Consider the following 26,527-nt stretch of genomic DNA (forward strand, 5'->3'; position numbering starts at 1 on the left):
CACTAATGCGTCGGTTAAACCCCGGATACACTAGCAGGATACCTGAGCCATTGGCCGATACGAACGAAACAAACCTCTCTGCAACCGTCCTTTCCCGTCTGGCCGAAGAATTCGGCGACCTGACGCCCGAAGCGCAAAAGGCCGCCAGATATGTGCTGGAAAATCCGCGCGATGTCGGCGTTTCCACCGTGCGTGAAATCGCCAGAGCGGCCGAGGTCAAACCAAACACGGTTGTCCGCATGGCGCGACAGGTCGGGTTTGAAGGTTACGAAGATTTCCGCGAACCGTTTCGCGAGGCAATCCGACAAGGAAAGGTCGATTTTCCCGACCGGGCCAGATTTCTGCAAGGCATCCGAAAATCCGGCCAGATGGGTGAACTATATGCGGACATGGTGCAATCCGCGCTCAGCAATATCGAGGACACATTTGCCGGCATAACAACCGAGGCCCTGACCGCTGCGGCCGAGGTGATCTGGAATTCGCGCAATGTGTTTACGATGGGTGTCGGTGTGAACAACGCGAACGCACGCAATTTCACCTATCTCGCTTCAACCGGGATGGTGCAGTTCCACGCCATTCCGCGCGCAGGTTCGGTTGCAACAGATGATCTTGCCTGGTCCGACAATCGCGATGTCCTGATCGCCATCACCTGCGCCCCATACAGAAGCGAAGTCATCGAAGCGGTGAGTGTCGCCCGGGAACAGGGCGTCACGATCATCGGCATCACCGACAGCCTCGCCAGCCCCGTTTACCGGGCCGCCGATCACGGGTTTGTCGTCGCGGCCGATACGCCGCAGTTCTTTCCATCTTCGGTCAGTACGGTGGCGCTTTTGGAAACGCTGTTGTCTTTCATCATCGCGCAGGCCGGAAGCGAAATAGTTGAACGGGTCGAGGCGTTTCACTCGCGTCGTCACAGGCTGGGCATATATCGCGACGAACCACGCTGAATACTCCAAGGTCATTTTCCTTGTCGCTTCGCGTCCTTTGGCTCTGCTTGACGTGCAGACTCTCGTTCACTACACGCATTGGCATGGAAAACACATGCACTTTTCCCAAGCGCTGGTGGCTGGTCTCCTGATAAGGCGACCGGACATTTCCATTCATTCCGAGGTCGCCGTATGGGCGGCCTTTTTTTGATCTCCTTCCCCCATGCGGTGTCTCAAGTTTTCAGAGGACACGCAAATGAACAAACCCGTCATCCTGACCGGAGACCGCACAACCGGCCCGTTGCATATCGGGCACTACGCCGGCTCGCTTCGTAACCGCCTGCGTTTTCAGGACGATCACGACCAGTTTCTGCTGCTGGCCGATACGCAAGCGCTGACAGACAATGCACGTGATCCGGCCAAGGTACGGCGCAATGTTTTGGAAGTCGCACTGGACTATCTGGCCGTCGGCATCGACCCGGAGCGCACGACGATTTGCCTGCAATCGCAACTGCCCGCCTTGGCAGAGCTTTCCATGCTGTATCTGAATTTCGTGAGCGTTTCCCGACTGGAACGCAACCCGACCATCAAGGATGAGATCCGGGCCCGAGGGTTCGGTCGGGACATCCCCGCAGGTTTCCTGTGTTACCCGGCGGCGCAGGCAGCGGATATCACGGCCTTCAAGGCAAGCGTTGTGCCCGTCGGCGAAGATCAGGCCCCTCTGATCGAGCAGACAAACGAAATTGTCCGCAGGATCAACGCGACTGCCGGCGCACTTATCCTGCCAGAGGCCAAAGCCGTCATTCCGCCAGCGGGGCGGCTGCCGGGAATAGACGGCAAAACGAAAATGTCAAAGTCGGGTGGCAACGCGATACCTCTGTCCGCCACGCCTAAGGATATCAGGGCTGCCGTCAAAGCCATGTTCACGGATCCCGGTCATTTGCGCGTTGAGGACCCCGGACAGGTAGAAGGCAACACCGTCTTTACCTATCTGGATGCCTTCGACGACGACAAAACGGCGCTTGCCGAGCTGAAGGCGCGCTATCGGCACGGCGGGCTGGGGGATGCAAAGATCAAAAGCCGGTTGGAAGACATCCTGCAATCGCTGATTGCTCCGATCCGGGACAGGCGGGCACAACTTTTGCAGGATCTGGCCTTTGTTCGTGACACGATCCGCAAGGGAACCGAGCGCGCGCGCGAACGCACTGAAACGACCAAGCGCGAAGTCATGAATGGTATCGGCTTGTTTGGCATGTGAGCCAGCCGCAAAACCAATGATTCCCTTTGTCAGATCTTGATGCAGCAAGCGATTTGTGGATCAAAGCTTTTGCTTTGGGTCCACCCGCCCGATTTCTAGGCTTATAGCCACGTAAAAACAATAAACTGGCGAGGTCGGGCAACGAATGGTGCGGAAAGCTTGGTCAGAACCCTGCTGGGGGCAGGGGTTGATACGTGCTTTGCGAATCCCGGCACCAGCGAGATGCATTTCGTCGCGTCCGGGAAACCATCCCCAGATTTAATGGGCTTGTTACAAAAGCGCAGTCAAAGCGTCACAATACTGCAACGAACGGCAGCCATCCCAATCTTATCCAAGTGAGAGAGGATACCTACCGATGTCATTGCGCTTTGTCTGCCTGACGTCTGCCCTTGCCCTGACCGCCAGTCAGGCTGCGGCAGAGATGAATTTCAACCGAATTGCGTCTTTCCCAGTCGTCAAGAACATGGCCGAGGGGGCCGATACCGAACGTGAAACCTCGCCCGAGATCATCGCGGCGACCGCGGACGGGATGACTCTGGTCTACACCGACAGCCCGCTGGGTGTGATCGGTATGGTCGACATCACCGATCCCGCAAATCCTGCGCCGCTGGGTGCGATGGATGTGGGTGGCGAGCCGACCTCAGTTGGGATCGTTGGAACGACGGCTTATGTCGGCGTGAACACGTCGGAAAGCTACACTGCCCCGTCGGGCAAACTGATCTCGGTCGATATCGCGGGCAAGGTAGAAACCGGCGCCTGTGATGTGGGCGGTCAGCCCGACAGTGTCGCGATTGCCCCCGATGGCAGCTTTGTTGCCGTGGCGATCGAAAACGAGCGCGACGAAGATCTGAACGACGGTGTTATCCCGCAGCTGCCCGCCGGATCGCTGGCGCTGGTGCCGTTGAAGGACGGTGCGCTGGATTGCGGCGGCATGAAGATGGCCTCACTGGCCGGTCTGGCCGAGGTTGCCCCCACCGACCCCGAGCCGGAATTTGTTGACATCAATGGTCTGGGTGAAACTGTCGTGACCCTACAAGAAAACAACCACATCGCGGTTGTTGACAAGGACGGCAACGTAGTCAGCCATTTCTCGGCTGGCGCGGTTGACCTGGAAGACATCGACGCCACCGACGAGCGCGGCGCGCTGATCTTCACTGAAAGCCAGCCGGGCCGCCTGCGCGAGCCGGACGCGGTGAAGTGGATCGACGACAACCACTTTGCCACTGCCAACGAAGGCGACTACGAAGGTGGGTCGCGTGGCTGGACCATCTTCCACAAGGACGGCACCGTTGTTTACGAGAACGGCACCGATTTCGAGAAAGCCATCATCCAAATCGGCCACTATCCCGACAAACGGTCCGACAGCAAAGGCGTTGAACCGGAAAGCGTGACCGCAGCGACCTTTGGCGGCACGCCGATGATCTTCGTGGGGGCCGAGCGTGCCTCGGTCGTGGGTGTTTATGACGCGACCGATCCGGCCAACCCAGTGCTGAAACAGCTGCTGCCGTCAGGCGTCGGCCCGGAAGGCTATGTTGCGATCCCGGAACGCAACCTGCTGGTGTCGGCCAACGAAAAAGACCTGATCGAAGATGGCGGCCCGCGTGCCCATGTCTCGATCTTCGAGTATCAGGACGCCCCCGCCAACTACCCGCATCTGACCTCGGAAGGCGCGGATGAGCTGATCGGGTGGGGTGCTCTGTCAGGTCTGGTCTCTGATGAGGACGGCATGATCTATGCAGTCAACGACAGCTTCTACGGCTTCCAGCCTTCGATCTTCAAGATCGACCCCAGCCAGCAGCCTGCCCGCATCGTGGATGTGATCCGCATTCATCGACAGGACGGCAACCCGGCGCAGAAGCTGGACCTGGAAGGCATCACGCTGGACGGCAAAGGTGGTTTCTACGTTGCCTCCGAAGGCCGCACCGACCGCGTCATCCCACACGCGATCTATCACGTCTCTGCCGAAGGCAAGATCAAGGACCGCAAGGGCGAGATCGGCCTGCCGCCGGAGCTGATGGCTGTCGAAAAACGCTTCGGCTTTGAAGGTATCACTCGTGTCGGCGATACCCTGTGGATGGCCGTTCAGCGCGAATGGAAAGACGACCCTGAGAACCACGTGAAACTGGTGGCCTACAACCTCGACACCAAGGAATGGGGTGCCGTACATTATCCCAAGGCCGATCCGGAAAAAGGTTGGGTTGGTCTGTCGGAAATTGTGGCTTTTGGTGACCATGTCTATGTCATCGAGCGCGACAACCAGCATGACCACCGCGCCGTGACCAAAAAGATCTACCGCATCCCGCTGTCAGAAATGACCCCGGCCCCGTTGGGTGAAACTCTGCCAGTTGTCAGCAAGGAAGAGGTCCGCGACCTGCTGCCCGACCTGACCTCGACCGGTGGCTACGTTCTGGACAAGATCGAAGGTCTGGCCATCCTGCCGTCGGGCGAGGCATTTGTGATGACCGACAATGACGGCGTCGACGACGCCTCGGGCGAGACGATGTTCTGGTCGATCGGGTCGGTAACGGCTGGGAATTAACCCACTTGCAAAAAATTGAGGGACCCCGCACAAAATTATGCGGGGTCATTTTACTTCTAACGTCAGCTTTGACCCTTTGTTAGACATACATATTACCAAGACGTTAGGATCGTTTGTGTCGCTGAGCCAAGACCTCGAACCAATTCTGGAAATTGTGAAACGTACCGACCTAAGCTTTGCGACAGTCGATCCAGGAAAAATTGACGCCTATGTCGAAGATGCCGAAAGGCACGCGTCTCATAATGCACGAGAGCGGTTCTTGCTTTCGGCAATGCGCCTCTTGGCCCTTTCTGGCAATGGTCACACGCGCCTGATCCCAAACGACGCGATCTCAGTTCTGCCGCTTCGATTTGTGACCATCGGGAGGACGGTCTTTCTGACCAAGGCCTCAACGCCCCTCACGGAATTTGCGCCCAGCAAGCTGATCGCCGTTAACGGCATACCTGTAGAAAAAATCGAACGCGCGGCAGCATGTCTTCTGGCGGGAACACGGCAAAGACAGCGCGTGATTGGACCTCTCATATTTGCGTGGCCTGCCGCGTTGGCCGATTTGGGGTTCGCACCGTTCAGCCATGAGACCCAGTATCTTCTCCAAAGCGCCGACGAGCGAAGAAACACAGTAAGAGTGCCTAACGACGATACTGTTCTGGCGTCAGAAATGTATCCAAGGAATGAACACGGCAAAGTCGACCCCTTCTGGAATTACAATGGGTTTGTGGAAATCCACGATTGTTCTGAGAATGGCCTCGCTTTGAAGCTGCCAAGTTTCTTCGATACCAACGAAGGCGCGCTTTCCGAAGCAATCGATAAAGCCGCCACATACGTTCAGAACCGCCGCGACAGTTTCCTTGTAGTCGATGTTCGAGGCAACACCGGGGGCAACTTTTTGGTAACTATGCCGTTGATCGATGCAATAGCCGAAAGCGCTCGGCGATGCGGATGCGCTGTGCTTGTGGATAAATTCACCTTTTCAGCAGCAATCGTCTTTGTAGCGATCCTCAGGTATCGGCTCGGGCGCAAGCTGAAGATCGTCGGGGAAGAAATGGGCGATGGGCTCAGGTTCTTTGCGGAAGGCGGCTTGATCGAATTGCCGACCAGCGGCGCCGTCGTCCGATACTCGACTGCGCTTCACGATTGGGAAACCGGATCAGCGGATCAAACGACGCCGTCTGACATCGCGCGTCAGTTGGTGCCAGCCCATAGACTTGGAATTGATCGAGATTGGTTTTCGACACCGTTCGACACAACGCCTGAAGACATCGTTTATGAAAAGCTGGTTGAAGAATTGGCTTAGCGCCCAAAACGCAGCTTGTCCGCACAACCGCCGTTGGTCGTGTCGGGACAGGCTACAAGCGCGACAGTAGGCGTCGGATGACCGGTTTGAGCCCTAAGCCACGGTCTTGCATTGTACTTTGGCGATAACTAACCGTGTTGAAATATGCTTCCTTCTGTGAGCAATAGCTGAGTGAATCTCTTCAGCGAAGGCCTCTTGCTGACCTTGGCAATGAGCTGGATCAGTAGTGCAGGTGCCAAATGAAGCAGAACGGTGTCATCCTTTACTACGTCACTGCGGCGTTTGCTGTGTTCATGGTCGCCGCTGGACTATTTTTTCTTTCAGCCAGTATGAAACCAACTGCCGATGTCGAGGCGCGACATCAAAACGATGTACACTCTATTTGGCTTGGAAACTGGAAACCCGGCGAGGTCAGGACACTTCGCATTGATGGAAAACTAATTGTCTTGTGGCGACGAGATATCGCAGAAATTGCGGCTGCGATGGCACAATTTGATCCAGATTTTTCCAAGGAAGAATGGTCGAATGTGCTGCACGATGGAACGCTCGCGCTCGAGATGGGCCCGGAAGCTTACAATCGTTTAGAATGGTTCATAGCTAGCCCCATAAATGTCGGCGGATATGGGTGTATTGTTCTTGCGAAGGCCGGGGATTACGATGGCTTTCTCGATCCTTGCCAAAACGTGCATTTTGATATGTGGGGTCGCCCAAAAGCGGGTCCAACCTCAGAAAACCTGAAAGTAACCCCCGCTCAATTTTCTGAAGACCGGCAGTCAGTCTTTTTGGACCTTTCAGATATGCCAACGACGAGATGAGCTTGCCAACATTACGCCCACACCACCCAAAACTATTGTCAGCTTTGTCCGCTTAGCGAACACCCCGGTACAACAAAACAACGCCCCGCGCCTGGAGGTGCGCGGGGCGTGCAGTCTGCGATAATCCCAAGAGGCGGGACCGTCGCGGTTGGATCAAAGACGTTAGTTCACGGCCTTGGCGTCGACCACATCCTTTTCGATGGCTTTGGCCGAAGAAATCTCGATCTTGCGCGGCTTCAGCGCTTCGGGCACTTCCCGCTTCAGGTCGATGTGCAGCATGCCATTTTCGTGGCTCGCGCCGGTGACGCGCACGTGATCGGCCAGCGCGAAGCGGCGTTCGAATGCGCGGGTGGCGATGCCGCGGTGCAGATAGCTGCGGCCCTTGTCCTCGGCGGCTTTCTTGCCGGAGACAACGAGGGAGTTTTCCTTCACCTCAACCGAAAGATCGGATTCGGCAAATCCGGCGACGGCCACCGAAATCCGGTAGGTGTCGGCATCGGTTTTTTCGATGTTGTACGGGGGATAGCTGGGCTGAGCCACATCATTGGTCAGAACGCGGTCCATCATGTCTGCGATCTGGTCGAAACCGATGGTGGCGCGGTGCAGCGGTGCAAAGTCAAAACTACGCATGTGTTTAATCCTCATCCTAGAGCGATTTACGTGTTGTGCCCTCCGAATGGACGGGCGGTGATGCATAGCGGACCCCAAATCTGGCGATCCGCTACAATCCACATGGGTAGCAATTCAGCGCAGTTCAAGACCCTCCGGAGCTGATGAATTTTGCGCCGGAACTCGATTTACCCGAACCGACCTGCAGGCGCCGAATCGCGGCCTTGGGTTGCGGCGCATCCCGGCGCAGGATCGACTTGAGTTCCGACACGATCCCCGACAGTTCCATGCCAAATCCAACCTTGCCACGATGATCAACGCCAACAGCGGAAACGACCGACAGGATCTGCCAGCGCGGCCCGTTCCTGGCAAGAATGGCGGAGCCGGACGACCCGAAGGTTATGTCACAGTTGAACGTAATGAGGCCTTGCCAGCGTTCGAGTATCCGGCAGGACCGTTCGCGGGTAATCGCCTCGGACCGGCCGCGCCCATAGGATGCAATGCTGATCTCATTGCCGGGCACGCGCCCGTTGTGAAGGGCAAACGGATCGGCAATTGAATAGGGAATCGGCTCGTTCAACCGCATTAGAGCAACATCGGCCCGTACACTTGCCGGTGTCAGGGGGTCATTGGCACCATAATCCGGGTGTGCTGCGATCTGGACAACCTGACGTTCCGCCAATGCAGTTCCGTTGCTGAGGCCGGCCCGAAACGTGACTTCACCGGGCAGGTAGGGCTTGCCGGTTTTCTTGTCCAGGGCGCAATGGGCCGCCGTCAGCACCAGATCCTGCGCGATCAACGTACCGGTGCAAAAGGATTTGGTGCCAATATCCAGCCGCCCGATCGCCTCCCATCCATAGAGGTCGTCCCGATCCGTCAGCTTTCGCTTGTCGGCCTGTGCGTGAGCTGCGGATACAAAAACTGAAACACAAAGAAAAATACTTGAAACTGCTTTGATCACGGCCGGATAAACCTCGCTCCGATATTCTTGTTTGCGCCGGAACTGCTTGAAGTTGACCCAAAACCCCGCCCAGCCAACAGCTCCGCCTGCAAGAGCTGCAACGATTCCTCGACCGGCGTTCCCAGGGCAACACTCTTCCCGCTCATCTCAGCCTTGGCCGCAACGACCGAAACGATGCGGGGGCTGTCACCGGCAAATGAGAATACCGGAGCCCCGGATGAGCCCAGATCCACGTCACAGGACATCACCAGGACGCCCGAATACCGGTTTACGATCGAGCAGACCTCTTGCAGCGATGGGGCTTCGGCCCGATCCTGTGCGTAGGAGACAACGCCCACCTCTTCACCGCGCGCGGGCCGGTTTCCGGTTTCAAAAGGAACCACGGCGGTGTTTCTGACTGGCTGCCACAGTTCGATCAAGGCGATGTCGTGGCGCACACGTTCCGCCGAAGTTTCGCGGTCAAAGCTGTAATCTGGGTGAATCACGGCCTGACGCGCCGCACGATAAGCCGACGCACGTCCAAGCCGCCAACCCGCCAGAAACTGGATTTTCGCGGGGTCGACACGTTTTCGGGTCGCCCTGTCAAACAGGCAATGCGCCGCCGTAAGAACCAGCGTTGGCGAGATCAGCGTTCCCGTGCAAAATCCGGTCCCTTCGACGTCCAGCCGACCCACAGCCATCCATTGCCGGCCGGAATCGGTGGTTTCCAGGCTTTTCAGCCCGCTATCCTGCGCTATCGCCGTCATCGGCAACATTGCCAGGGCGGCGGCCGTAATCCAATTGCGCACGCGACTCTCCGATCCTTCGTTCAGGGAGGAGTCATACGCGAGTCCTTTGGCGAAATTAGGGCAGCAGCATCGGGTTGGGTTTTCCCCACACAGCGATGCAGGGATGGTACGGTTTTGCTTAACGCAGGATCGGCACAGCCTCGATGGCATGATGGCCCCGCCGCACAGCACGTGGCTGGGGGCCGCCTGTGGCCCAGTCCAAGAGTTCGACGGTGTGCAGAACCGGCAGTTTCGTGCCCGACGCGATCTGTATCATACAACCGATGTTCCCGGCAGCGATGACATCAGGTTGCCTGGCTTCCAGCGTTCGCACTTTCCGGTTTTTCAGTTTTGCCGAAATTTCAGGCTGCATCAGGTTATAGGTACCGGCGCTGCCGCAGCAAAGATGACTATCAATAGGCTCTAACACTGCGAATCCGGCGCGCTTGAGCAGATCCTTGGGAAGTGACGTGATCTTTTGTCCATGCTGTAGAGAACATGCCGCATGGTAGGCAACCGTCATCCCTTTGTCGGCGCCATCAGGCATATCCAGCTGAACCAGCAGCTCGCTGATATCCATCGCAATGGCGGACACGCGCGCGGCATCAGCAGCCAGCGGTCCATTCCGGAACATATGTCCGTAGTCCTTGACGGTCGTACCGCAGCCTGACGTGTTGATGACGATGGCGCCCAGGCCTTCACCGTCCATCTCGCGGGCCCAGGCACGGACATTGACAGCGGCTGCTTCATGGCTTTCGCGAGTCTTGCCCATATGATGTGTAAGCGCTCCGCAACAGCCCGCACCTTCGGCCACGACCACCTCGCATCCCATCCGTGTCAGCAATCGGATTGTGGCGTCGTTGATATCGGTGTTCAGCGCTTTTTGCGCGCATCCTGTCATCAACGCCACGCGTTTGACCCGCGACCCTTCGGGGGCAAAGCTTTGCGGGTCGTCGTTTCGACTGACAGGCGGGATATGCTTTGGCGCCATGTCCAGCATGGCCCGCAGCCGCGCATCCGGCATCAGAAACCGGAACGGGCGCACCAGCTTGGCGCCGATCAGAGCCCAACGGAACCGCATCGGATAAGGCAGTATCCGCGCCAAAACCCATCGCAACGCCCGATCGGTGAAGGGCCGTTTGTAATGCTCTTCAATATATTCGCGCGCGTGATCGACCAGATGCATGTAATGCACACCTGACGGGCAGGTTGTCATACAGGCCAGACAGGACAGGCAACGGTCGATATGCTTGACCGTCTTTTCGTCCGGCACCCGCGCGTTTTCCAGCATGTCCTTGATCAGGTAAATGCGTCCGCGCGGGCTGTCGAGCTCATCCCCCAAAACCTGATAGGTGGGACAAGTGGCCGTGCAAAACCCGCAATGCACACAATTGCGCAGAATCTCGTTCGAGCGCCGGATTGCCAGGTCCTGCAGCTGTTTTTCGCTGAATGTTGTCTGCATCGCCCTATCCCATCAGCCCCGGATTAAACAGCCCACGCGGATCAAACTTTGCCCTCAGCCCTTGTGTTAGAGCCCAAATCACAGAGTTTTCCGTCTGGAATCGTCCCAGCTGTTCGAAGGTCACTGAACTTGCCCGCACCAGTGTTGCGTGGCCGGAAAATACACCTAGGCGCGCGCGCAGATCCGTACCGCTTGGAACACGCAGCCAAACCAGGCCGCCGCCCCAATCGAGCAACACCTGATCGACCTCGGCGCGCGCTACAATCTCTGGCGCATCACCGGGTTTGACCGACAGGCGCCAGATATCCCCGTCTTCGCCATGAAATGCCCGGACATCGCGTATGGAAGCCCAGAGCGCGGCAGGATCGGTCTCCTCCGACACCTCGCCAAAGTGCGAGAGTTCTGCGGTCAGTTTTTCGGTCCTATAACCGACGGAATCAGCGAAACCTTCGAGCCTAAGTAAGCCTTTTTGGACCTTTGGGTCATACGCAGCACCGTTCACCTCGTACGGGGATTTCAAAGCTGCCGAAAGTACCTGAACCGCGGTCGCTGTGTCGGGCACAGTGACCGAAATTGTTGCAGTTCGTTCGGGTCTGGGCAGCACTTTCAGCGACACTTCGGTCAGGATACCCAACGTACCCCAAGATCCCCCCATCAGTTTGACCAGGTCATAGCCCGTGACATTCTTCATCACCCGCCCGCCGTTCTTGACCACCTGCCCGCGCCCATCCACGTAGCGCACGCCCAGAAGAAAGTCGCGGCACGCGCCAGCCTGAATCCGCCTCGGGCCGGATACATTCGCCGCTACGACCCCACCAATGGTTGGGTCTCCCTCCGTCCCCAAAAGACCGCGATGATCCATCGGTTCAAACGCCAGTTGCTGCCCTTCCGCATCTAGGGCCGCTTCGATTTCGGCCACCGGCGTTCCGGCTTTTGCAACGAGCGTCAGCGCGCCGGGTTCATAGAGCGTGATACCCGTCAGTCCGGCGGTGCTCAGACGTTGCTCGGGTCCGGCCACGCCACGCGTTGCACCACCGACGATCTGCACGGGATTGGTTAGTCCGGCCACCAGATCCGCCAGCTCGGCTTCTGTCTCAGGTTTCATGCGGTTTATCTTTTCCAAAGTCTTCGGGCGTCGAGATCAGGCATCTATTCCGCCGCCATTCGTCGCGCCTCGGACACGTCCAGCGGGAACACTTTCGCCGGGTTCAGCAGCCAGTCCGGATCAAACACATCCTTGACGGCCATCTGCGCCTCAAGGTCCTGCGGTGTGTATTGGTGATGCATCAGGTCGCGCTTTTCGATCCCCACGCCATGCTCACCTGTGAGGCATCCGCCGGCATCCACGCAGAGTTTCAGAATCTCGGCCCCAAAAGCCTCACATTTTTCCAGATCGCCGGGTTTGTTGGCATCAAACAGAATCAAGGGGTGCATATTTCCGTCACCGGCGTGGAACACGTTACCGACCGATAGTCCGTAGTCCTCGCTCAGCTCGCCTATGCGGCGCAGCACGGCAGGCAGCGCGGAAACCGGGATCGTGCCGTCCAGACACATATAGTCGTTAATCTGCCCCATGGCGCCAAAGGCCGATTTCCTCCCCAGCCAGATCCGGGCGCTTTCGTCCTCCGACTGACTTTCACGCAACTCGACCGGGTTATGGCGCTTGGCAATTTCGATGATCTTGGCCAACTGACTGTCGATCTCGCTTTCCGAGCCTTCGACTTCGACGATCAACAGGGCCTCGCAATCCGGATATCCCGCGTGAGCAAAGTTTTCGCAAGCCTGAATACACAGCCGGTCCATGAACTCGATCGCCACTGGCAATATGCCCGATTTGATAATGTCAGAGACACATTGACCCGCAACTTCATTGTCATCGAAGCCCATCAGCACAGGCCGCGCACCTTCGGGTTTGCGCAATATCCGCAGGGTCGCCTCGGTCACCACGCCCAGTTGCCCTTCCGATCCGCAGATGACGCCCAACAGGTCGAGCCCCGGCGCATCCAGATGCGCGCCGCCGATCTCAACCACGCTGCCATCCATCATCACTATCGTGACACCCAGAAGGTTATTGGTGGTTACCCCGTATTTCAGGCAATGTGCACCGCCCGAGTTCATTGCGATATTGCCCGCAATGGCGCAGGCCAATTGCGACGACGGATCCGGGGCGTAAAAGAAATCCTCTTCCTCGACCGCACCTGAAACGCTCAGATTTGTCCGGCCTGACTGCACCCGTATGAAACGGTTGTCAAAATCGATCTCCAGCACGTCGTTCATCCGCGCGACACCCAGAATCACGCAATCCGCGGTTGGCAACGCGCCGCCTGCCAGCGATGTCCCCGCACCCCGAGGGACGACCGGCACGCCCTCTTCTTTGCAAATCCGCAGAATGGCCGACACTTCCTGCGTACTGGCGGGTAATACGGCCACCATCGGGGGACATTTGTATGCGGTCAATGCATCACATTCGTAGGCGCGGGTCTCTGACGGGTCATGGATAATCGCGTCTTCGGGCAGGGCCAGCGATAGCCGCGCGATCACAGCGGTCTTGCGGCGCAGCACGTCGGGGTTGGGCTGAGGCATTTCCATGGCGGGTCCTCCATTTGGTAAAATATTATTACCAATTTTCCGATCTGGCAAGATTGCAAAACCGGACGTACTGTCGCGGCATGACATGGATCGACCGCGCGCATCTGTTTTCACCCCTCGATTATGCAGCCATAATTTTGCTGCTGGGCAGCTGGCTGTGGATCAGCTGGCGGATCGAAAATCCGTCCCCGCACAAACCCTCGGTCGCGTTGATGATGGACGCATTCCGGCGAAACTGGATGCATGAGATGGTCACGCGTCAACCGCGCATGTTCGACGCTCAGGTCGTGGCCGCCATGCGGCAGGGCAGTACGTTTTTTGCCTCGACCACGATGATCGCGATTGGCGGCGGCCTTGCGCTGCTGGGCAATACCGAGCGTCTGGCAGGCGTTGCCCAGGATCTGGCGATAGGCAGTGCGCCAGCCATGGTCTGGGAGATCAAGATACTGATTGTTATCCTTTTTCTAGCCAACGCATTCCTGAAATATGTCTGGGCCCACCGCTTGTTCGGGTATTGCGCGGTTCTGATGGCTGCCGTGCCCAATGATCCCGAAGACCCCCAGGCCTACCCCCGCGCAGCGCAAGCGGCCGAGATCTGTGTCACCGCGGCGCGCAGCTTCAATCGCGGTCTGCGCGTCACCTATTTCGCACTTGCCTCGCTTGCGTGGATACTGGGACCTGTGGCGCTGATTTTGGGCACGGCGATTACTTTTGGTGTTCTGTATCGGCGTGAATTTGCCTCGCATTCCCGCTCGGTTCTTATGACCCGACCCCCCAACACGGAGACGTGATGACGATGCTGCGTTTCGCCGCCTACATTCAACCCATGCGATATGTGATTCTCAGTGCTCTAATCGCGTGCCCCGCGTTTGCCGACCCATCCATGATCGAAAAAGTCTCGGCCACATCCAACGGTGAGACCTGGCGATTCGATGTGACGATCCGGCATCCGGATACCGGATGGGATCATTATGCCGATGGCTGGCGTGTTCTGGATATGGACGGCAACGAGCTGGGGATGCGCGTCCTCCACCACCCGCACGAGAACGAACAACCATTCACGCGGTCCCTTGGCGGCGTTGCAATTCCTGCCGGCACGACGCAGGTTCAGATACAGGCCCGCTGCAGCGTGGATGGATGGAACTCTGAGACCACATTGGTCGCGCTGAACTGAGCTTCAGAATACACCCAGGCTGAGGCCGGCAGCCATTGCCGCGCCAATTTCGCGGCATTGGTCCAGATGGTCGTTCGGGATGGTCTTTGCCGCCAGAATGGCCTCGGGTGTTTGCGCATGGGTGCAAATGATCAGTGGCGGCTGTACTTCTTTCAGGCGCCAGCCCGTTGCAATCCGGGCCATTTGCCGGGCTGCATTTTCGCCGTCCGATCCGGCACAGATCATCAGCGCATAGGGCCGACCCTCGATCCGACCAAGCACCGGGTAGTAGCTGCGGTCAAAAAAGTCCTTCATTAGACCTGAAATTGCTGCCAGATTCTCGGGCGCGCAAAAGATATAGCCATCCGCGTCCAGCAGGTCTGCGGGGCCCGCCTGGTCAGCGGATATCAGCACGGTGTCCGCTTCGGACCGCGCCGCTTCATTCGCTGCCTCGGCCATTTGCCGACTGCCGCCCGTGCGCGAATGGTAAACGATCAGAAGCTGCGCCATGTCAGACCCGATGGTAGGGACCGCCCGACAGGATGGTTGCGGCCCGATAAAGTTGCTCGGCCAGCATCACACGGACCAGCATATGGGGCCAGACCATCGACCCGAATGAGATGGAAAAATCAGCCTCAGCCTGCAGATTAGGGTCTATTCCGTCCGCCCCGCCGATAATCAGTGACAGATCCTGCCTCCCGGCATCGCGCCAGCCGCCCAGTTTCTTGGCGAAATCGGGCGAGGACATCACCCGCCCGCGTTCATCCAGTGTGCAGATCACCGCACCTTTGGGCAGCGCCTTGCGCAGCAGCGCAGCCTCGGCCCCCATGCCTGCGTTTTTTTTGTCTTCAACTTCGATCACCTTCGCAGGACCAAGGCCCAGTCTGCGGCCGGTCCGGTCAAATCGGGTCAGGTAATCATCAAGCAGGGACTTCTCCGGTCCGGCACGCAATCGCCCGACCGCACAAATGCTGATACGCATATTTCTCTCGCCACCGGCCTGTTAATGCAGGCCGGGATGGCGCCTCAGTTCGCCGAGGCGCTGCCGCCCTGAGGCAGCCACATCTTTTCCAGCTGATAGAATTCACGCACTTCGGGGCGGAAGATATGGACGATCACGTCGCCCGTATCGATCAGAACCCAGTCGCCGGCATCCTTGCCTTCGACCTTCGAGGTGAAACCGAATTCCTGCTTGATGCGATCCGTCAGCTTTTCCGCCATGGCCGAGACCTGACGGGTCGACCGACCCGAGGCAATCACCATGTGATCCGCAACCGAGGACTTGCCCTGCAGGTTGATCTGCACGACATCTTCGGCCTTGTCGTCGGTAAGTGAGGAAAGGATACGCTCAAGCAGCTTGTCGCTGATTGACTGAGAGTGAGCCATTACACTGGCACCGTCATCGGCGGGCAAACCCGCCTGTGTATGTAGAGACAGGACATAGTCCTCCTTTGCTGCGCGCCGCCAAACCCCGGCGCCGGGGTACTAATAAGGTAACAAGGGGATTGCAACATTTCAATGAACGCGCGCCGTGGCGCCCGCACGAAGGCTCACTCTTTGGCGATCTGTTGCGTGTCTGCGCCGTCGGGCAGCAATCGAACTTCGCGTTGAGGGAAGGGGATCGAGATGCCTTCTTCCTTGAACGCATCCCACAAGGCGAGGTAGACATTGCCGCGAATGTTGGTCAGCCCCTTGGTCGGATCGCTGATCCAGAAACGCAACACATAGTCCACACTGCTGTCGCCGAATCCGGTGATATGGCAGACGGGTTCATGCGATCCGCCACTCAGAACCCGGGCTACCGCCTTCACGGACCGGATCGCCGTGGCACGCACCTTGTGCGGATCGTCGTCATAACTGGTGCCGAAATCCAGATCGAGGCGTACGAATCGATCCGAATGCGACCAGTTCACCACCTGATTGGTGATCAGGTCCTCGTTCGGGATCAGGTATTCCCTTCCATCCCGCGTGACGACTGAGACATATCGCGCGCCCAGCGCATTGATCCAGCCGAACGTATCGCCCAGCGAGATCACGTCGCCCGGTTTGATCGACCGGTCCATCAGGATGATGATCCCCGAGATCAGGTTCGACACCACCTTTTGCAGACCGAAACCGATACCTACGCCGATCGCACCCGACAGCAACGCGATGCCCGTCAGATCGAACCCCAGCGTGCGGATTGCCACCAGAAAGACGGCACCATACAGCAGCACCTGGATGCCTTTGGCCAAAAGAACCTGCATCGACGGGGTGATGTCGTCGTTGTTCTGCAACCCCCGCTCAGCCGCGCGGGTGCCGATACGGGCCAGCGTCAGCAGGACCCCGATCAGCAGAACGGCCTTGAGGATTCCCAGCGCCGAGATGTGCAGATCACCAATTGAGATCGCCACCCCGTCAAGGAATACTGCAACATCGTCGGTCAAACCCAACGCAATCAGAGTTGCGTAGACCCACATTGCCCATTTGAAGATCCGACGCAGCGTCCGGTTGCGCACCAGTCGGGCCACCAGCGCAATCGCCAGCCACGCGGCGGCCAGCGTCGCAATCACGCCTATAATGTAGCTGCGCGATGGCCAGGTGACCTGCTGCATGATCAGGTACAACACCCACGACACCAGCACGAAATAGACCAGCGTCAATCGCTGCATCAGTTGCACCAGAGTACGCAGCCGCCATTTCGGCCAACCGGTCCGCGCCCGGGCCCATGCCTCCCACCGGCTTTGGGTCAGCAGCTTCAGCATGAAAGCCAGTGCCCAGAGAAACAGGATGATGACCAGCTGATATTGCCGCCAGCCGGGCGTCACGACCAGTTCGATCAGGTTCTGGAATTGCGAGGAGAAGGCCGCCGTCATGTTGGCGTAAAGCTCTGATAATGTTTCCGGTAGCAGGTCTTGGTTCATGCACGTCTCCTGCCCGTCAGCTTGGACAGCGGGGCGATGTGATGCAAGCCCAACCTGCGCCGCGCCTGATTGAACCTTGATTGACGCGATGGCCCGATATATCTGGTGCGCATGAGAGTCTACTTGGCCCCAGCTCCGACGTTGCAAGACCGCACGCGCCTGCGTGAACGGTTCTTTGGGGCCGCCCGCACGGTTCTGGCCCGCCTATAGGCGGCGCCCAGCCACTCGCCAGCATATCTCAATACATACGGGAGAGGACCGATGTCCCCCAAAACACTCTATGACAAGATCTGGGATGCCCATGTCGCGCACGAAGCCGATGATGGCACCTGCCTGCTGTATATCGACCGCCATCTGGTGCACGAAGTCACCAGCCCGCAGGCGTTCGAAGGCCTGCGCATGGCAGGCCGTCAGGTGCGCGCGCCGGAAAAGACCATCGCGGTGCCGGATCACAACGTGCCGACCACGCCGGACCGTGTGAACGGGATCGAGAACCCGGAATCGCGCATTCAGGTCGAGGCGCTGGACAAGAATGCCAAGGATTTCGGGATTCACTATTACCCGGTGAATGACGTCCGTCAGGGTATCGTTCACATCGTCGGCCCGGAACAGGGCTGGACCCTGCCCGGCATGACCGTGGTTTGCGGCGACAGCCACACCGCCACCCACGGCGCATTTGGCGCTCTGGCGCATGGCATCGGCACATCCGAGGTCGAACATGTTCTGGCCACGCAGACCCTGATCCAGAAGAAATCCAAGAACATGAAGGTGGAGATCACCGGCAAACTGCAGCCGGGCGTGACCGCCAAGGACATCACCCTCGCCGTCATCGGTGAGACCGGCACCGCCGGCGGCACCGGCTATGTCATCGAATATTGCGGTGAAGCGATCCGTGATCTGTCGATGGAAGGGCGCATGACCGTCTGCAACATGGCCATCGAAGGCGGCGCGCGCGCGGGCCTGATCGCGCCGGACGAAACCACCTTTGAATATGTCAAAGGCCGCCCGCACGCGCCGAAAGGTGCCCAGTGGGAAGCCGCGATGGACTGGTGGAAGACGCTCTACACCGATGAGGGCGCGCATTTCGACAAGGTCGTCACCCTGCGCGGCGAGGATATCGCGCCGGTCGTGACCTGGGGCACCAGCCCCGAGGACGTACTGCCGATTACCGCGACCGTTCCGAACCCCGAAGATTTCGAAGGCGGCAAGGTCGACGCGGCCCGCCGTTCGATCGAATACATGGGTCTGGAAGCCGGACAGAAGCTGAGCGATGTGGAAATCGACACCGTCTTTATCGGCTCGTGCACAAATGGCCGCATCGAAGATCTGCGCGCCGCAGCGGAAATCCTTAAGGGCAAAAAGATCAAGGACGGCCTGCGCGCCATGGTCGTACCCGGCTCGGGTCTGGTTCGGGCACAGGCCGAGGAAGAAGGTCTGGCGGACATCTTCAAAGAGGCCGGTTTCGAATGGCGTCTGGCAGGATGCTCGATGTGCCTGGCGATGAACCCCGACCAGTTGCAGCCGGGCGAGCGCTGCGCGGCGACCTCGAACCGTAACTTCGAAGGCCGTCAGGGACGGGGCGGGCGTACGCACCTGCTGAGCCCGGCGATGGCTGCCGCAGCGGCAATCACAGGACGGCTGACAGACGTTCGTGAATTGATGTAAGGTGCCCTCATATCTAGATATTTGAGGGATTGAAGACATGAGTGACTGGATCAAATGGCTCCTTCTGGGGCTTCTATCCATAGCGTTCGGCATTTTTGTGCTGGGCGCACCGGCGGTGGCGTCAATTGCCGTGACAGTGGTGACCGGCGTGTTGCTGCTGATCTGCGGCGCGCTGCAGGTTGTGGGCGGTTTCACGGTTGAAGGCACCGGCAACAAGATACTGTCACTCATCATGGGTGTCGTGATGCTGTTTCTGGGCTGGTCCTTTCTGGATCACCCTCTGCAGGGAACACTGACTCTGGCCACGGTGGTGCTGATCCTGTTCCTTGCAGGTGGTATCGCTCGGATCATCCTGTCGTTCCAGATGAAGGGAACGCAGTTTTTCTGGGCGACGCTGATATCGGGCATCATGTCGATTGTCCTGGCGATCCTGATCTGGCGCCTTGCCAGCGCAGACCCGGCGGTTCTGCTCCAGTTACTGGGCATCCTGCTGGGCATCGAGATGCTGTTCAACGGGTTCGGACTGGTCTTCATGGCGTTCTTCGTCAAGAACGCCCCCAACGACGAAACAACGGAAGCGAAAGAAGCTTAAACGCGGGGTAAGGGGCCGGCCCTCTCCCGCAGGAGTGTGAACATGGAAAAGTTTGACAAAGTCCACGGGGTGGCCGCCCCTATGCCACTGATCAATATCGACACCGATATGATCATTCCGAAAGTGCACCTGAAAACCATCAAACGGTCCGGCCTTGGCGTCGTGCTGTTCGACGAGATGCGCTATCACGATGACGGGCAGGAGAATGAAGAGTTCGTCCTGAACAAGCCCGCCTATCGCGAGGCTGAAATTCTGGTCGCAGGCGACAACTTCGGCTGCGGCTCGTCGCGGGAACATGCACCTTGGGCGATCAAGGATTTTGGCATCAAGGTCGTGATCTCGACCAGTTTTGCCGACATCTTCTACAACAACTGCTTCAAGAACGGCATCTTGCCGATCGTGGTCGAAGAAGAGCATCACACAATCCTGATGGAAGACGCGCACAAGGGCGAAAACGCCCGCATGACCGTGCATCTGGAAGATCAGAAGATCACTACATCGGATGGGTTCGTGATCGAGTTCGACATCGACCCGCATCGCAAGCACTGCCTGCTGAACGGTTTGGATGACATCGGCCTGACGATGGAAAAGGACCACCACATCGACAAGTTCGAGGAACACGCAAGCCAGGCCCGCCCCTGGGTATGATTCCGGGGATGATTCTGTGGACACTCAACCTATCGGGGTCGCAATTGCGGCCCCGTTCTCATTTTTGGGGTTGAGTTTCAAGCAACCACAACATGTAGGGCGCATTCTGAATTACACGTCGAATTTGCGTCGGGAATGATGCAAAGGCGCACCAGTTTCGCCATCATTTTGCCTGAAATGCCGTGTTTTCTGCCCCTTGGCTTGAGCTGAATGTCCGTTCCCGCCAGTGTTGTCGGAAACGAGGCATCCGTCAAAACAATAGACGGCGGGCACAAGTTGGACTGCAAGTCGACGTAGATCGACGGCTCCGGTTTGGAAAGGGTTCGGATTGTGATTGCACGCACAACGGGGGCGGCGATACGTGGACTATTGGTGGCACTTATGGTGCTTACCCCTGCGTTGTACCTGCCTACATCGACGTCGAACGGGACAGAGATTGTCGTGTTTCTCGCGATTCTGGCGTTCATTCTGACGTTTTCCGAATACAATTCTGCCTTTCCCAGCTTTATCGAATTCCGTGACGCGCCGCCGGTGAATCGACTGCGCTTTGTCGGCCTGACCTCGATGATCACGTTCCTGACGTTGATCTGCAAAAACGTTTACGCCCCCACCGAACTGACCGGCGCGTTCTATTCCGTGGGATTGATGGTCGCCAACGTGGCCGATTTTCCATACTCTCCCGTCCGGCTTGTCGTGCTCATGTTACCTGCCGATGCCTCGGCGCCACTGATCGAACTTGTGCGCATCTCGGCGGGCATTGCCTACGTGGCTGCGCTGGTCACGATTGCAAGCTTTGCCTATGCAATCAAAATGCGCGGTTGGCCCACCGGGAACGGAGCGTTCAATGTTTGGACCAATCTTCCGCTGTTTGACCCGACGAAGGGCGGCGACGTTGTCACCCGCCTGCAACGGGACGGGCGGCTGAACATCATGATCGGTGTGCTGTTGCCCTTCATCATCCCGGCCCTGATCAAGCTTATGTCTCAGTTCGGCAGCCCCGTTGCGATGAGCAATCCTCAGACGCTGATCTGGACACTCAGCGCCTGGGCCTTCCTGCCGGCCAGCATGATCATGCGCGGGATGGCAACCATTCGAGTCGCCAATCTGATTGTCGAAAAACGCCGCGCCTATTCAACAGCCGAGACCACACAGACCGCATGATCCGTGCCCTTCTGCTGATGCTGCTACCGATTGCGGCGCAGGCAGAGCCCCTTCGCATAGCCACTTACAACACCGAGCTCAGCCGTGACGGCCCGGGGTTGTTGCTGCGCGATATCCGGCGCGGCGATCCACAGGTTACGGCGGTTGCGGCGGTATTGGCTGAGATCCGACCCGATATCGTGGCATTGCAGGGGATAGACTGGGACCTTGACGGCCTGACCCTGTCGGCGCTGTCACAGGTCCTGAGCGACGCCGGGCTGGAGTACCCGTACGTCTTTGCTGACCAGCCAAACGCAGGGCTGGAAACCCGGTTCGATCTGGATGGTGACGGTCGAACCGGTGGTCCGGGAGACGCACAAGGGTGGGGAGTGTTTACCGGCCAGTCAGGGCTGGCCGTCCTGTCCCGTTATCCGGTTTTGCGGGACCAGATTCAGTCATTTTCGGACCTGTTGTGGCGTGACCTGCCCGGCGCAACACTGCCACGGGTCGACGGGGCGCCTTTCCCATCTGCACAGGCACACGAGGTGCAACGTCTGTCCTCGACCGCGCACTGGATCGTTCCGATCGAAACGCCGAAAGGCCGGGTTGACCTGATGACGTTTCATGCCTCACCTCCGGTGTTTGACGGGCCCGAAGACCGCAACGGGCTGCGCAACCGTGATGAAATACGGCTGTGGTCTTTGGTTCTGGGCGGCGAGCTGGGAGAGCCGCTGGCGGATCGGTTTGTAATCGCCGGGGATGCGAACCTGGATCCAGAAAAGGGCGACGGGCGAAAAGAGGCTATCCGGAACCTGCTTTCCGACAATCGGATTCAGGACCCGCAACCGCGCAGCCCCTCGGGGTCGCTTGCGACAGTGAAGTGGAAGGGTGTCGGCGCGTTGCGGGTCGATTATGTGCTGCCGTCTGCCGGATGGCGGGTTCTGGATGCCGGCGTTTACTGGCCAGATGCAGACACATCGGACCGGACACAGGCCGAAGCAGCAAGCCGTCACCGGCTGGTTTGGGTTGATCTGGAGATGGAGTGAGACACACCTCAGGGCAGCGCGCCTCGTTCGGCTGACGCCTCACAGCTCTCCGGTATATGTGCCCCGTGGCGGGTACTTGTTGTCCAACGCGTATTTGATTCCACCCGAAATGTCCGAGATTGAGGGCCGGCCAAAGGGCGTCGTTTGCTGCCACGCAAAATACAAGGTCCGGTCGGGTGCGATGTAGAAGTGACCGGGTTCGGCGAAGAACGGCGCCTCGGCCGTGCCTTCGCGACCTTTCGAGATATGCAAGCCCCACTCATCCCGGGCATCGGACAAGGCCAGGCTGTGACCCACACGCAGTTTCGAAGTCCCGGCTTTGGCGACGGTTTCCGCAGCGCGTTCGGCAGTATCCGTGCTGAGCATGATCACTTCGACGCCCAATGCAGCGAAATCGTCCAGCGCCGCCTCGACCTCGCCCATTTGCCGGATACAGATCGGGCAATGCAACCCGCGATACTGGATGATCAGAGTTCCGTTTTCACCCTTGTCAGCCTCCAGATCAAAGCTGCCATGGCCTACGGTTTCGATTTTCAGCTCTGGCACTGGATTTCCGGGTATCAACATGTGTTTTCCTCGCGAATTGACGGGTTCGTCTCATTGACCCGATGCGATGCAGACGCTAGGGCCTTGGCGACGAAACGCAAGGAGACCTTTCATGTCCAACCCCTCGCTCCTCATCCTGCCCGGAGACGGAATTGGCCCGGAAGTTATGGCCGAAGTGCGCAAAATCATCGACTGGTTCGGTACCAATCGCGGCCTTCACTTTGACGTGAGCGAGGATCTGGTCGGCGGCGCAGCATACGATGCCCACGGCAAGCCCCTGTCGGATGAGACCATGGCCAGGGCGCAGGAAGTGGACGCGGTTCTGCTGGGGGCCGTGGGCGGTCCGAAATACGACGATCTGGATTTCAGCCTCAAGCCCGAACGCGGTCTGCTGCGCCTGCGCAAGGAGATGGACCTGTATTCCAACTTGCGCCCCGCCCAATGCTTTGACGCGCTGGCCGATTTCTCGCCGCTGAAAAAGGACGTGGTCGCCGGTCTTGACATCATGATCGTGCGGGAACTGACCTCGGGCGTTTATTTCGGCGAACCGCGCGGCATTTTCCATGAAGGCAATGAGCGCGTGGGCGTCAACACCCAACGTTACTCTGAATCCGAGATCGAACGCGCCGCGCGCTCGGCTTTTGAACTGGCAATGCGCCGGAACAAGAAGCTCTGCTCGATGGAAAAAGCCAACGTCATGGAATCGGGTATTCTGTGGCGCGAGGTGGTAGACCGTGTGGCCAAGGATTACCCCGAGGTCGAAGTGGTTCATATGTATGCCGACAACGGCGCGATGCAGCTGGTCCGCGCACCGAAACAGTTCGACGTCATCGTCACCGACAACCTGTTCGGTGACCTGTTGTCCGATTGCGCGGCTATGCTGACCGGTTCCCTGGGCATGCTGCCTTCGGCCTCGCTGGGTGCTCCGATGGCAAACGGCCGTCCCAAGGCGATGTACGAGCCGGTGCACGGCTCGGCCCCGGATATTGCTGGTCAGGGCAAAGCCAACCCGATCGCCTGTATCCTCAGTTTTGCCATGGCGCTGCGCTATAGCTTCGATCAGGGCGAAGAAGCGGATCGTCTGGAAGCTGCGATTGAAAAGGTTCTGGCTGATGGTGTCCGAACTGCCGATCTGGCGGCCGAGGAGGGAGTCGAACCGGTTTCAACCTCGGAAATGGGTGACGCGATTGTCGCCGCATTGGACGAAAGCCTCTGAGGCACGCTGAATAGGATCGAGAAAAAGGCGGTGCCGGATGCACCGCCTTTTGTTTGTTTACTGCCTAATTTCCGAAAATGTTGTTCAAAAGATTGTTGATTTCCTGCGCGAACCCGCCCTGACGGCGACGTGGTTGGGACGGTTGTGCGGTCCGAACCGGAGGCTCGGGCGCCATCATCGGCAGAGGCGTCGGTGTCATGCCCTCGGTAACGCGGACCATGGTCTCTTTCCAGATCTCTGCTGGCAGTCCACCACCCGTGACACCCGAAAGCGGCGTGTTGTCGTCATAGCCCATCCAGACGCCAGCGACGTAATCCGCAGTGAACCCGATGAACCATGCGTCGCGCGCGGCCTGAGTCGTGCCGGTTTTGCCGGCCACCTGCCAACCCGGCAATTTGGCGCGCGCACCAGTCCCCTCAGAGACGACGCGTTCCATCATCCAGGTCAGCTGCTTCGCAGCGGTGTCGTTGATGACACGTTCCCCGATACCGGTCGTCGTGACCATAACGGGGGTGTCATCGCCCAACAGCTTCAACTCGGTCAAACCGTAAGGTTCCACCGCTGAACCGCCGTTCAGTATACCTGCATAGGCACCTGTCATTTCAATCAGAGTGCTTTCAGATGCGCCCAGCGCCAACGCAGGACCTTGCGCCAGATCGCTGGCGATTCCAAAGCCGCTGGCGACTGTACGGACATTGTCCAGCCCGGCAACCTCAGCCACCTTTACGGCTGGGATGTTCAGAGAGTTCTTCAGCGCATCCGCAAGCGAGACACGGCCATAGAACTTGTTGGTGTAGTTCTTGGGACACCACTGACCGGAACCGGGGATGTTCACGCAATAGGGTTCGTCCATTACCGTGTCCAGCGGGGAATAGCCAAGTTCCAGCGCAGTGGCGTAGACGAAGGGTTTAAAGGATGACCCGGTCTGTCGCAGCGCCTGGGTTGCCCGGTTGAAAGCACCAGAGACTTTGGTTTTGCGTCCACCAACCATGGCGCGCACCGCCCCGTCCGAAGACATCACAACAATCGCGGCCTGCGCTTTCGACCCTTCCCGGACTTTTTCCTCGAAGATGTATTTCAGCGCCTCTTCTGCGGATTTCTGGATGCGTTGGTCCAATGTTGTACGGATAACCACATCTTCGGTCGTGTTGCGCGTAAAGAACTCTGGCCCGCTGGCCATGACCCAATCGGCGAAATAGCCGCCCGCCCGCGCGGCTGCCGCCTCGGACAATTCAGCAGGGCGGCTGCGGGCTTCGCTGGCTTGTGCCGAGGTCAGATATCCCTGATCCTGCATCAACCCGACAACCAAACGGGCGCGATCCTGCGAGCGTTGCAGGTTGTTGGTGGGCGCATATCGTGTTGGCGCAACCAGCAATCCGGCCAGCATCGCGGCTTCGGCCGGAGAGACCTCGGCCGCAGACTTGCCGAAATAGCGCTGGCTTGCCGCCTCGAAGCCACGTGCACCTGCCCCCAGGAAGGCCCGGTTCAGATAGATGGTCAGGATTTGATCCTTGGAGTATTTGACCTCCATCGCCATCGCATAGATGGCCTCTTTTGCCTTACGCCACAACGAACCCTGACGGCAGTCAGCCTCGTACGCGGCCTCGGATTCCCATTTGCCGGGCTCATAGGGCACGCCCAGGCACAACAGCTTGGCCGTCTGCTGTGTAATGGTTGACCCGCCATGGCCGGATAAAGGCCCGCGCCCTTCGCTCAGGTTGATCCGCACGGCGCTGGCCACACCCCGCGGGCTGACGCCGAAATGACGGTAGAAGCGCTTGTCCTCGGTCGCGATCACTGCGTTTTTGAGATGGGGCGAGACGGTGTCAGCCGTGATTACACCGCCAAACTGGTCACCGCGCCAGGCAAAAACCTTGCCATCGCGATCCAGAAGGGTGACCGATCCGCGCGCGCGCCCGTCCAGCAGGGCGTCGACATCGGGCAGAGTGCTGTAGACGATGCCGATTGCCAGCGCCAGCATCAGCGTTGCGACGGCACCAACACGCCAGGTCACCCCCCAAACAAGGCGCCCGATCCACCTGAACAGACGACGAAACGGCCCTCCACCGCCGCCCGACCGGCGACGCGTCTTCTTCCGGGCCGTCCTGCGCGTGGTGGTCTTTCGGGCCGTCGATTTCTTACCCGCAGGCTTTGCGGCCCGCTTGGTCGCCGCTGGCTTGCGCCGCTTCGACGGGTATCTTTTGTCCGCGACCAGGGGCGGCTTGCGGCGCTTGGACTCAGTCATGCTCAAACTCTGCCCGTTTATGCTTTTGTGGCACCATACCCCGGTGCCGCGGCCATGTAGAGGTGTGAATTTCCGGTATTTCCCCTCCTGTTGTTGCCTATTTTTTTATCATATGCCCGGATTTGTGCAAAAAATGTGCAACTTCGTGGTTTT

Annotated in this window: 25 protein-coding genes; 13 read left to right on the top strand and 12 right to left on the bottom strand. The window is 58.6% G+C overall.

Features of this window, described 5'->3' with window-relative positions; all coding sequences use genetic code 11:
* Window positions 1-50: 50 nt before the first annotated feature.
* The 5 genes from AC2TEL_RS04635 to AC2TEL_RS04655 all read left to right on the top strand — a co-directional run bounded on the left by AC2TEL_RS04635 (window position 51) and on the right by AC2TEL_RS04655 (window position 6,832).
* Complete coding sequence (locus tag AC2TEL_RS04635) at window positions 51-947, top strand: MurR/RpiR family transcriptional regulator (RefSeq protein WP_480838462.1); 897 nt, start codon at window positions 51-53, stop codon at window positions 945-947.
* 235 nt (window positions 948-1,182) lie between these two features.
* Complete coding sequence (gene trpS / locus AC2TEL_RS04640; protein WP_480902212.1) at window positions 1,183-2,184, top strand: tryptophan--tRNA ligase; 1,002 nt, start codon at window positions 1,183-1,185, stop codon at window positions 2,182-2,184.
* A 355-nt stretch (window positions 2,185-2,539) separates the two neighbouring features.
* Entirely contained in the window at window positions 2,540-4,723 is a 2,184-nt protein-coding gene (locus tag AC2TEL_RS04645; RefSeq protein WP_480902214.1) for an esterase-like activity of phytase family protein, read from the top strand.
* Between the two features lie 154 nt (window positions 4,724-4,877).
* Complete coding sequence (locus tag AC2TEL_RS04650) at window positions 4,878-6,017, top strand: S41 family peptidase (RefSeq protein ID WP_480902217.1); 1,140 nt, start codon at window positions 4,878-4,880, stop codon at window positions 6,015-6,017.
* Between the two features lie 239 nt (window positions 6,018-6,256).
* Window positions 6,257-6,832 (top strand): Rieske (2Fe-2S) protein, encoded by a 576-nt coding sequence (locus AC2TEL_RS04655; RefSeq protein ID WP_480902220.1) that lies wholly within the window; start codon window positions 6,257-6,259, stop codon window positions 6,830-6,832.
* Between the two features lie 162 nt (window positions 6,833-6,994).
* Here the strand turns inward: AC2TEL_RS04655 and AC2TEL_RS04660 are convergent, their stop codons facing one another.
* The 6 genes from AC2TEL_RS04660 to AC2TEL_RS04685 all read right to left on the bottom strand — a co-directional run bounded on the left by AC2TEL_RS04660 (window position 6,995) and on the right by AC2TEL_RS04685 (window position 13,220).
* Window positions 6,995-7,462, bottom strand: coding sequence for an Hsp20 family protein (locus AC2TEL_RS04660; RefSeq protein WP_480838472.1), 468 nt, complete (start codon window positions 7,460-7,462; stop codon window positions 6,995-6,997).
* A 124-nt stretch (window positions 7,463-7,586) separates the two neighbouring features.
* On the bottom strand, window positions 7,587-8,402 hold the full coding sequence (locus tag AC2TEL_RS04665; RefSeq protein ID WP_480902223.1) for a trypsin-like serine peptidase: 816 nt from the start codon (window positions 8,400-8,402) through the stop codon (window positions 7,587-7,589).
* The gene (locus AC2TEL_RS04670; RefSeq protein WP_480838476.1) at window positions 8,399-9,190 is read right to left on the bottom strand and encodes a trypsin-like serine peptidase; all 792 of its coding nucleotides are present in this window, start codon (window positions 9,188-9,190) and stop codon (window positions 8,399-8,401) included. Before AC2TEL_RS04670 ends, AC2TEL_RS04665 begins: the two co-directional genes overlap by 4 nt.
* A 118-nt stretch (window positions 9,191-9,308) precedes the next feature.
* The gene (gene glcF, locus AC2TEL_RS04675) at window positions 9,309-10,631 is read right to left on the bottom strand and encodes a glycolate oxidase subunit GlcF (RefSeq protein ID WP_480902226.1); all 1,323 of its coding nucleotides are present in this window, start codon (window positions 10,629-10,631) and stop codon (window positions 9,309-9,311) included.
* 4 nt (window positions 10,632-10,635) lie between these two features.
* Window positions 10,636-11,736, bottom strand: coding sequence for an FAD-binding protein (locus AC2TEL_RS04680; RefSeq protein WP_480902229.1), 1,101 nt, complete (start codon window positions 11,734-11,736; stop codon window positions 10,636-10,638).
* A gap of 44 nt (window positions 11,737-11,780) precedes the next feature.
* The gene (locus tag AC2TEL_RS04685; protein WP_480902232.1) at window positions 11,781-13,220 is read right to left on the bottom strand and encodes an FAD-linked oxidase C-terminal domain-containing protein; all 1,440 of its coding nucleotides are present in this window, start codon (window positions 13,218-13,220) and stop codon (window positions 11,781-11,783) included.
* 80 nt (window positions 13,221-13,300) lie between these two features.
* On the opposite strand from AC2TEL_RS04685, the gene AC2TEL_RS04690 reads away from it, so the two are divergent.
* Window positions 13,301-14,011, top strand: coding sequence for a DUF599 domain-containing protein (locus AC2TEL_RS04690; protein WP_480838484.1), 711 nt, complete (start codon window positions 13,301-13,303; stop codon window positions 14,009-14,011).
* Between the two features lie 35 nt (window positions 14,012-14,046).
* Complete coding sequence (locus AC2TEL_RS04695) at window positions 14,047-14,394, top strand: hypothetical protein (protein ID WP_480840182.1); 348 nt, start codon at window positions 14,047-14,049, stop codon at window positions 14,392-14,394.
* 3 nt (window positions 14,395-14,397) lie between these two features.
* Here the strand turns inward: AC2TEL_RS04695 and AC2TEL_RS04700 are convergent, their stop codons facing one another.
* The 4 genes from AC2TEL_RS04700 to AC2TEL_RS04715 all read right to left on the bottom strand — a co-directional run bounded on the left by AC2TEL_RS04700 (window position 14,398) and on the right by AC2TEL_RS04715 (window position 17,276).
* Window positions 14,398-14,883: a flavodoxin family protein gene (locus AC2TEL_RS04700; RefSeq protein WP_480902234.1), complete on the bottom strand. Its 486-nt coding sequence runs from the start codon at window positions 14,881-14,883 to the stop codon at window positions 14,398-14,400.
* Between the two features lies 1 nt (window position 14,884).
* Window positions 14,885-15,355 (bottom strand): 23S rRNA (pseudouridine(1915)-N(3))-methyltransferase RlmH, encoded by a 471-nt coding sequence (gene rlmH, locus AC2TEL_RS04705; protein ID WP_480902237.1) that lies wholly within the window; start codon window positions 15,353-15,355, stop codon window positions 14,885-14,887.
* Between the two features lie 44 nt (window positions 15,356-15,399).
* A complete protein-coding gene (gene rsfS, locus AC2TEL_RS04710) occupies window positions 15,400-15,759 on the bottom strand; it encodes a ribosome silencing factor (RefSeq protein ID WP_171181054.1) in 360 nt (119 codons plus the stop codon).
* Window positions 15,760-15,923: 164 nt separating this feature from the next.
* A complete protein-coding gene (locus AC2TEL_RS04715; protein ID WP_480838492.1) occupies window positions 15,924-17,276 on the bottom strand; it encodes a mechanosensitive ion channel family protein in 1,353 nt (450 codons plus the stop codon).
* Window positions 17,277-17,537: 261 nt separating this feature from the next.
* Here AC2TEL_RS04715 and leuC point away from each other — a divergent pair, with 261 nt between their 5' ends.
* The 5 genes from leuC (at window position 17,538) to AC2TEL_RS04740 (ending at window position 22,367) form a co-directional block, all read left to right on the top strand.
* Window positions 17,538-18,941 carry a 3-isopropylmalate dehydratase large subunit gene (gene leuC / locus AC2TEL_RS04720; RefSeq protein ID WP_480838494.1) on the top strand — a complete coding sequence of 468 codons (1,404 nt, stop codon included), beginning with the start codon at window positions 17,538-17,540 and terminating at the stop codon, window positions 18,939-18,941.
* Window positions 18,942-18,978: 37 nt separating this feature from the next.
* On the top strand, window positions 18,979-19,533 hold the full coding sequence (locus AC2TEL_RS04725) for an HdeD family acid-resistance protein (RefSeq protein ID WP_480838496.1): 555 nt from the start codon (window positions 18,979-18,981) through the stop codon (window positions 19,531-19,533).
* A 42-nt stretch (window positions 19,534-19,575) separates the two neighbouring features.
* Window positions 19,576-20,181, top strand: coding sequence for a 3-isopropylmalate dehydratase small subunit (leuD, locus tag AC2TEL_RS04730; RefSeq protein WP_480902240.1), 606 nt, complete (start codon window positions 19,576-19,578; stop codon window positions 20,179-20,181).
* 381 nt (window positions 20,182-20,562) lie between these two features.
* The gene (locus AC2TEL_RS04735) at window positions 20,563-21,342 is read left to right on the top strand and encodes a hypothetical protein (RefSeq protein ID WP_480902243.1); all 780 of its coding nucleotides are present in this window, start codon (window positions 20,563-20,565) and stop codon (window positions 21,340-21,342) included.
* Window positions 21,339-22,367 carry an endonuclease/exonuclease/phosphatase family protein gene (locus tag AC2TEL_RS04740; protein ID WP_480902246.1) on the top strand — a complete coding sequence of 343 codons (1,029 nt, stop codon included), beginning with the start codon at window positions 21,339-21,341 and terminating at the stop codon, window positions 22,365-22,367. The genes AC2TEL_RS04735 and AC2TEL_RS04740 overlap by 4 nt, the downstream gene beginning before the upstream one ends.
* A gap of 39 nt (window positions 22,368-22,406) precedes the next feature.
* On the opposite strand, the gene AC2TEL_RS04745 is transcribed toward AC2TEL_RS04740, so the two are convergent.
* Window positions 22,407-22,934: a redoxin domain-containing protein gene (locus AC2TEL_RS04745; RefSeq protein WP_480838504.1), complete on the bottom strand. Its 528-nt coding sequence runs from the start codon at window positions 22,932-22,934 to the stop codon at window positions 22,407-22,409.
* Window positions 22,935-23,025: 91 nt separating this feature from the next.
* Between AC2TEL_RS04745 and leuB the strand changes: the two genes are divergently transcribed.
* On the top strand, window positions 23,026-24,129 hold the full coding sequence (leuB, locus tag AC2TEL_RS04750) for a 3-isopropylmalate dehydrogenase (protein ID WP_480902249.1): 1,104 nt from the start codon (window positions 23,026-23,028) through the stop codon (window positions 24,127-24,129).
* Window positions 24,130-24,193: 64 nt separating this feature from the next.
* On the opposite strand, the gene AC2TEL_RS04755 is transcribed toward leuB, so the two are convergent.
* Window positions 24,194-26,374: a transglycosylase domain-containing protein gene (locus AC2TEL_RS04755; protein ID WP_480861966.1), complete on the bottom strand. Its 2,181-nt coding sequence runs from the start codon at window positions 26,372-26,374 to the stop codon at window positions 24,194-24,196.
* Window positions 26,375-26,527: the final 153 nt, after the last annotated feature.

It is taken from the genome of Ruegeria sp. HKCCD9138 (assembly GCF_057220975.1).

What these genes read in the sequence shown, in the direction of transcription:
- trpS (WP_480902212.1), top strand. Translation starts at nt 1,183, where the DNA reads ATGAACAAACCCGTCATCCTGACCGGAGACCGCACAACCGGCCCGTTG.
- AC2TEL_RS04645 (WP_480902214.1), top strand. Translation starts at nt 2,540, where the DNA reads ATGTCATTGCGCTTTGTCTGCCTGACGTCTGCCCTTGCCCTGACCGCC.
- AC2TEL_RS04655 (WP_480902220.1), top strand. Translation starts at nt 6,257, where the DNA reads ATGAAGCAGAACGGTGTCATCCTTTACTACGTCACTGCGGCGTTTGCT.
- AC2TEL_RS04660 (WP_480838472.1), bottom strand. Translation starts at nt 7,462, where the DNA reads ATGCGTAGTTTTGACTTTGCACCGCTGCACCGCGCCACCATCGGTTTC.
- glcF (WP_480902226.1), bottom strand. Translation starts at nt 10,631, where the DNA reads ATGCAGACAACATTCAGCGAAAAACAGCTGCAGGACCTGGCAATCCGG.
- AC2TEL_RS04680 (WP_480902229.1), bottom strand. Translation starts at nt 11,736, where the DNA reads ATGAAACCTGAGACAGAAGCCGAGCTGGCGGATCTGGTGGCCGGACTA.
- AC2TEL_RS04685 (WP_480902232.1), bottom strand. Translation starts at nt 13,220, where the DNA reads ATGGAAATGCCTCAGCCCAACCCCGACGTGCTGCGCCGCAAGACCGCT.
- AC2TEL_RS04690 (WP_480838484.1), top strand. Translation starts at nt 13,301, where the DNA reads ATGACATGGATCGACCGCGCGCATCTGTTTTCACCCCTCGATTATGCA.
- AC2TEL_RS04695 (WP_480840182.1), top strand. Translation starts at nt 14,047, where the DNA reads ATGCGATATGTGATTCTCAGTGCTCTAATCGCGTGCCCCGCGTTTGCC.
- AC2TEL_RS04700 (WP_480902234.1), bottom strand. Translation starts at nt 14,883, where the DNA reads ATGGCGCAGCTTCTGATCGTTTACCATTCGCGCACGGGCGGCAGTCGG.
- rlmH (WP_480902237.1), bottom strand. Translation starts at nt 15,355, where the DNA reads ATGCGTATCAGCATTTGTGCGGTCGGGCGATTGCGTGCCGGACCGGAG.
- rsfS (WP_171181054.1), bottom strand. Translation starts at nt 15,759, where the DNA reads ATGGCTCACTCTCAGTCAATCAGCGACAAGCTGCTTGAGCGTATCCTT.
- AC2TEL_RS04715 (WP_480838492.1), bottom strand. Translation starts at nt 17,276, where the DNA reads ATGAACCAAGACCTGCTACCGGAAACATTATCAGAGCTTTACGCCAAC.
- leuC (WP_480838494.1), top strand. Translation starts at nt 17,538, where the DNA reads ATGTCCCCCAAAACACTCTATGACAAGATCTGGGATGCCCATGTCGCG.
- AC2TEL_RS04725 (WP_480838496.1), top strand. Translation starts at nt 18,979, where the DNA reads ATGAGTGACTGGATCAAATGGCTCCTTCTGGGGCTTCTATCCATAGCG.
- leuD (WP_480902240.1), top strand. Translation starts at nt 19,576, where the DNA reads ATGGAAAAGTTTGACAAAGTCCACGGGGTGGCCGCCCCTATGCCACTG.
- AC2TEL_RS04735 (WP_480902243.1), top strand. Translation starts at nt 20,563, where the DNA reads ATGGTGCTTACCCCTGCGTTGTACCTGCCTACATCGACGTCGAACGGG.
- AC2TEL_RS04740 (WP_480902246.1), top strand. Translation starts at nt 21,339, where the DNA reads ATGATCCGTGCCCTTCTGCTGATGCTGCTACCGATTGCGGCGCAGGCA.
- AC2TEL_RS04745 (WP_480838504.1), bottom strand. Translation starts at nt 22,934, where the DNA reads ATGTTGATACCCGGAAATCCAGTGCCAGAGCTGAAAATCGAAACCGTA.
- leuB (WP_480902249.1), top strand. Translation starts at nt 23,026, where the DNA reads ATGTCCAACCCCTCGCTCCTCATCCTGCCCGGAGACGGAATTGGCCCG.
- AC2TEL_RS04755 (WP_480861966.1), bottom strand. Translation starts at nt 26,374, where the DNA reads ATGACTGAGTCCAAGCGCCGCAAGCCGCCCCTGGTCGCGGACAAAAGA.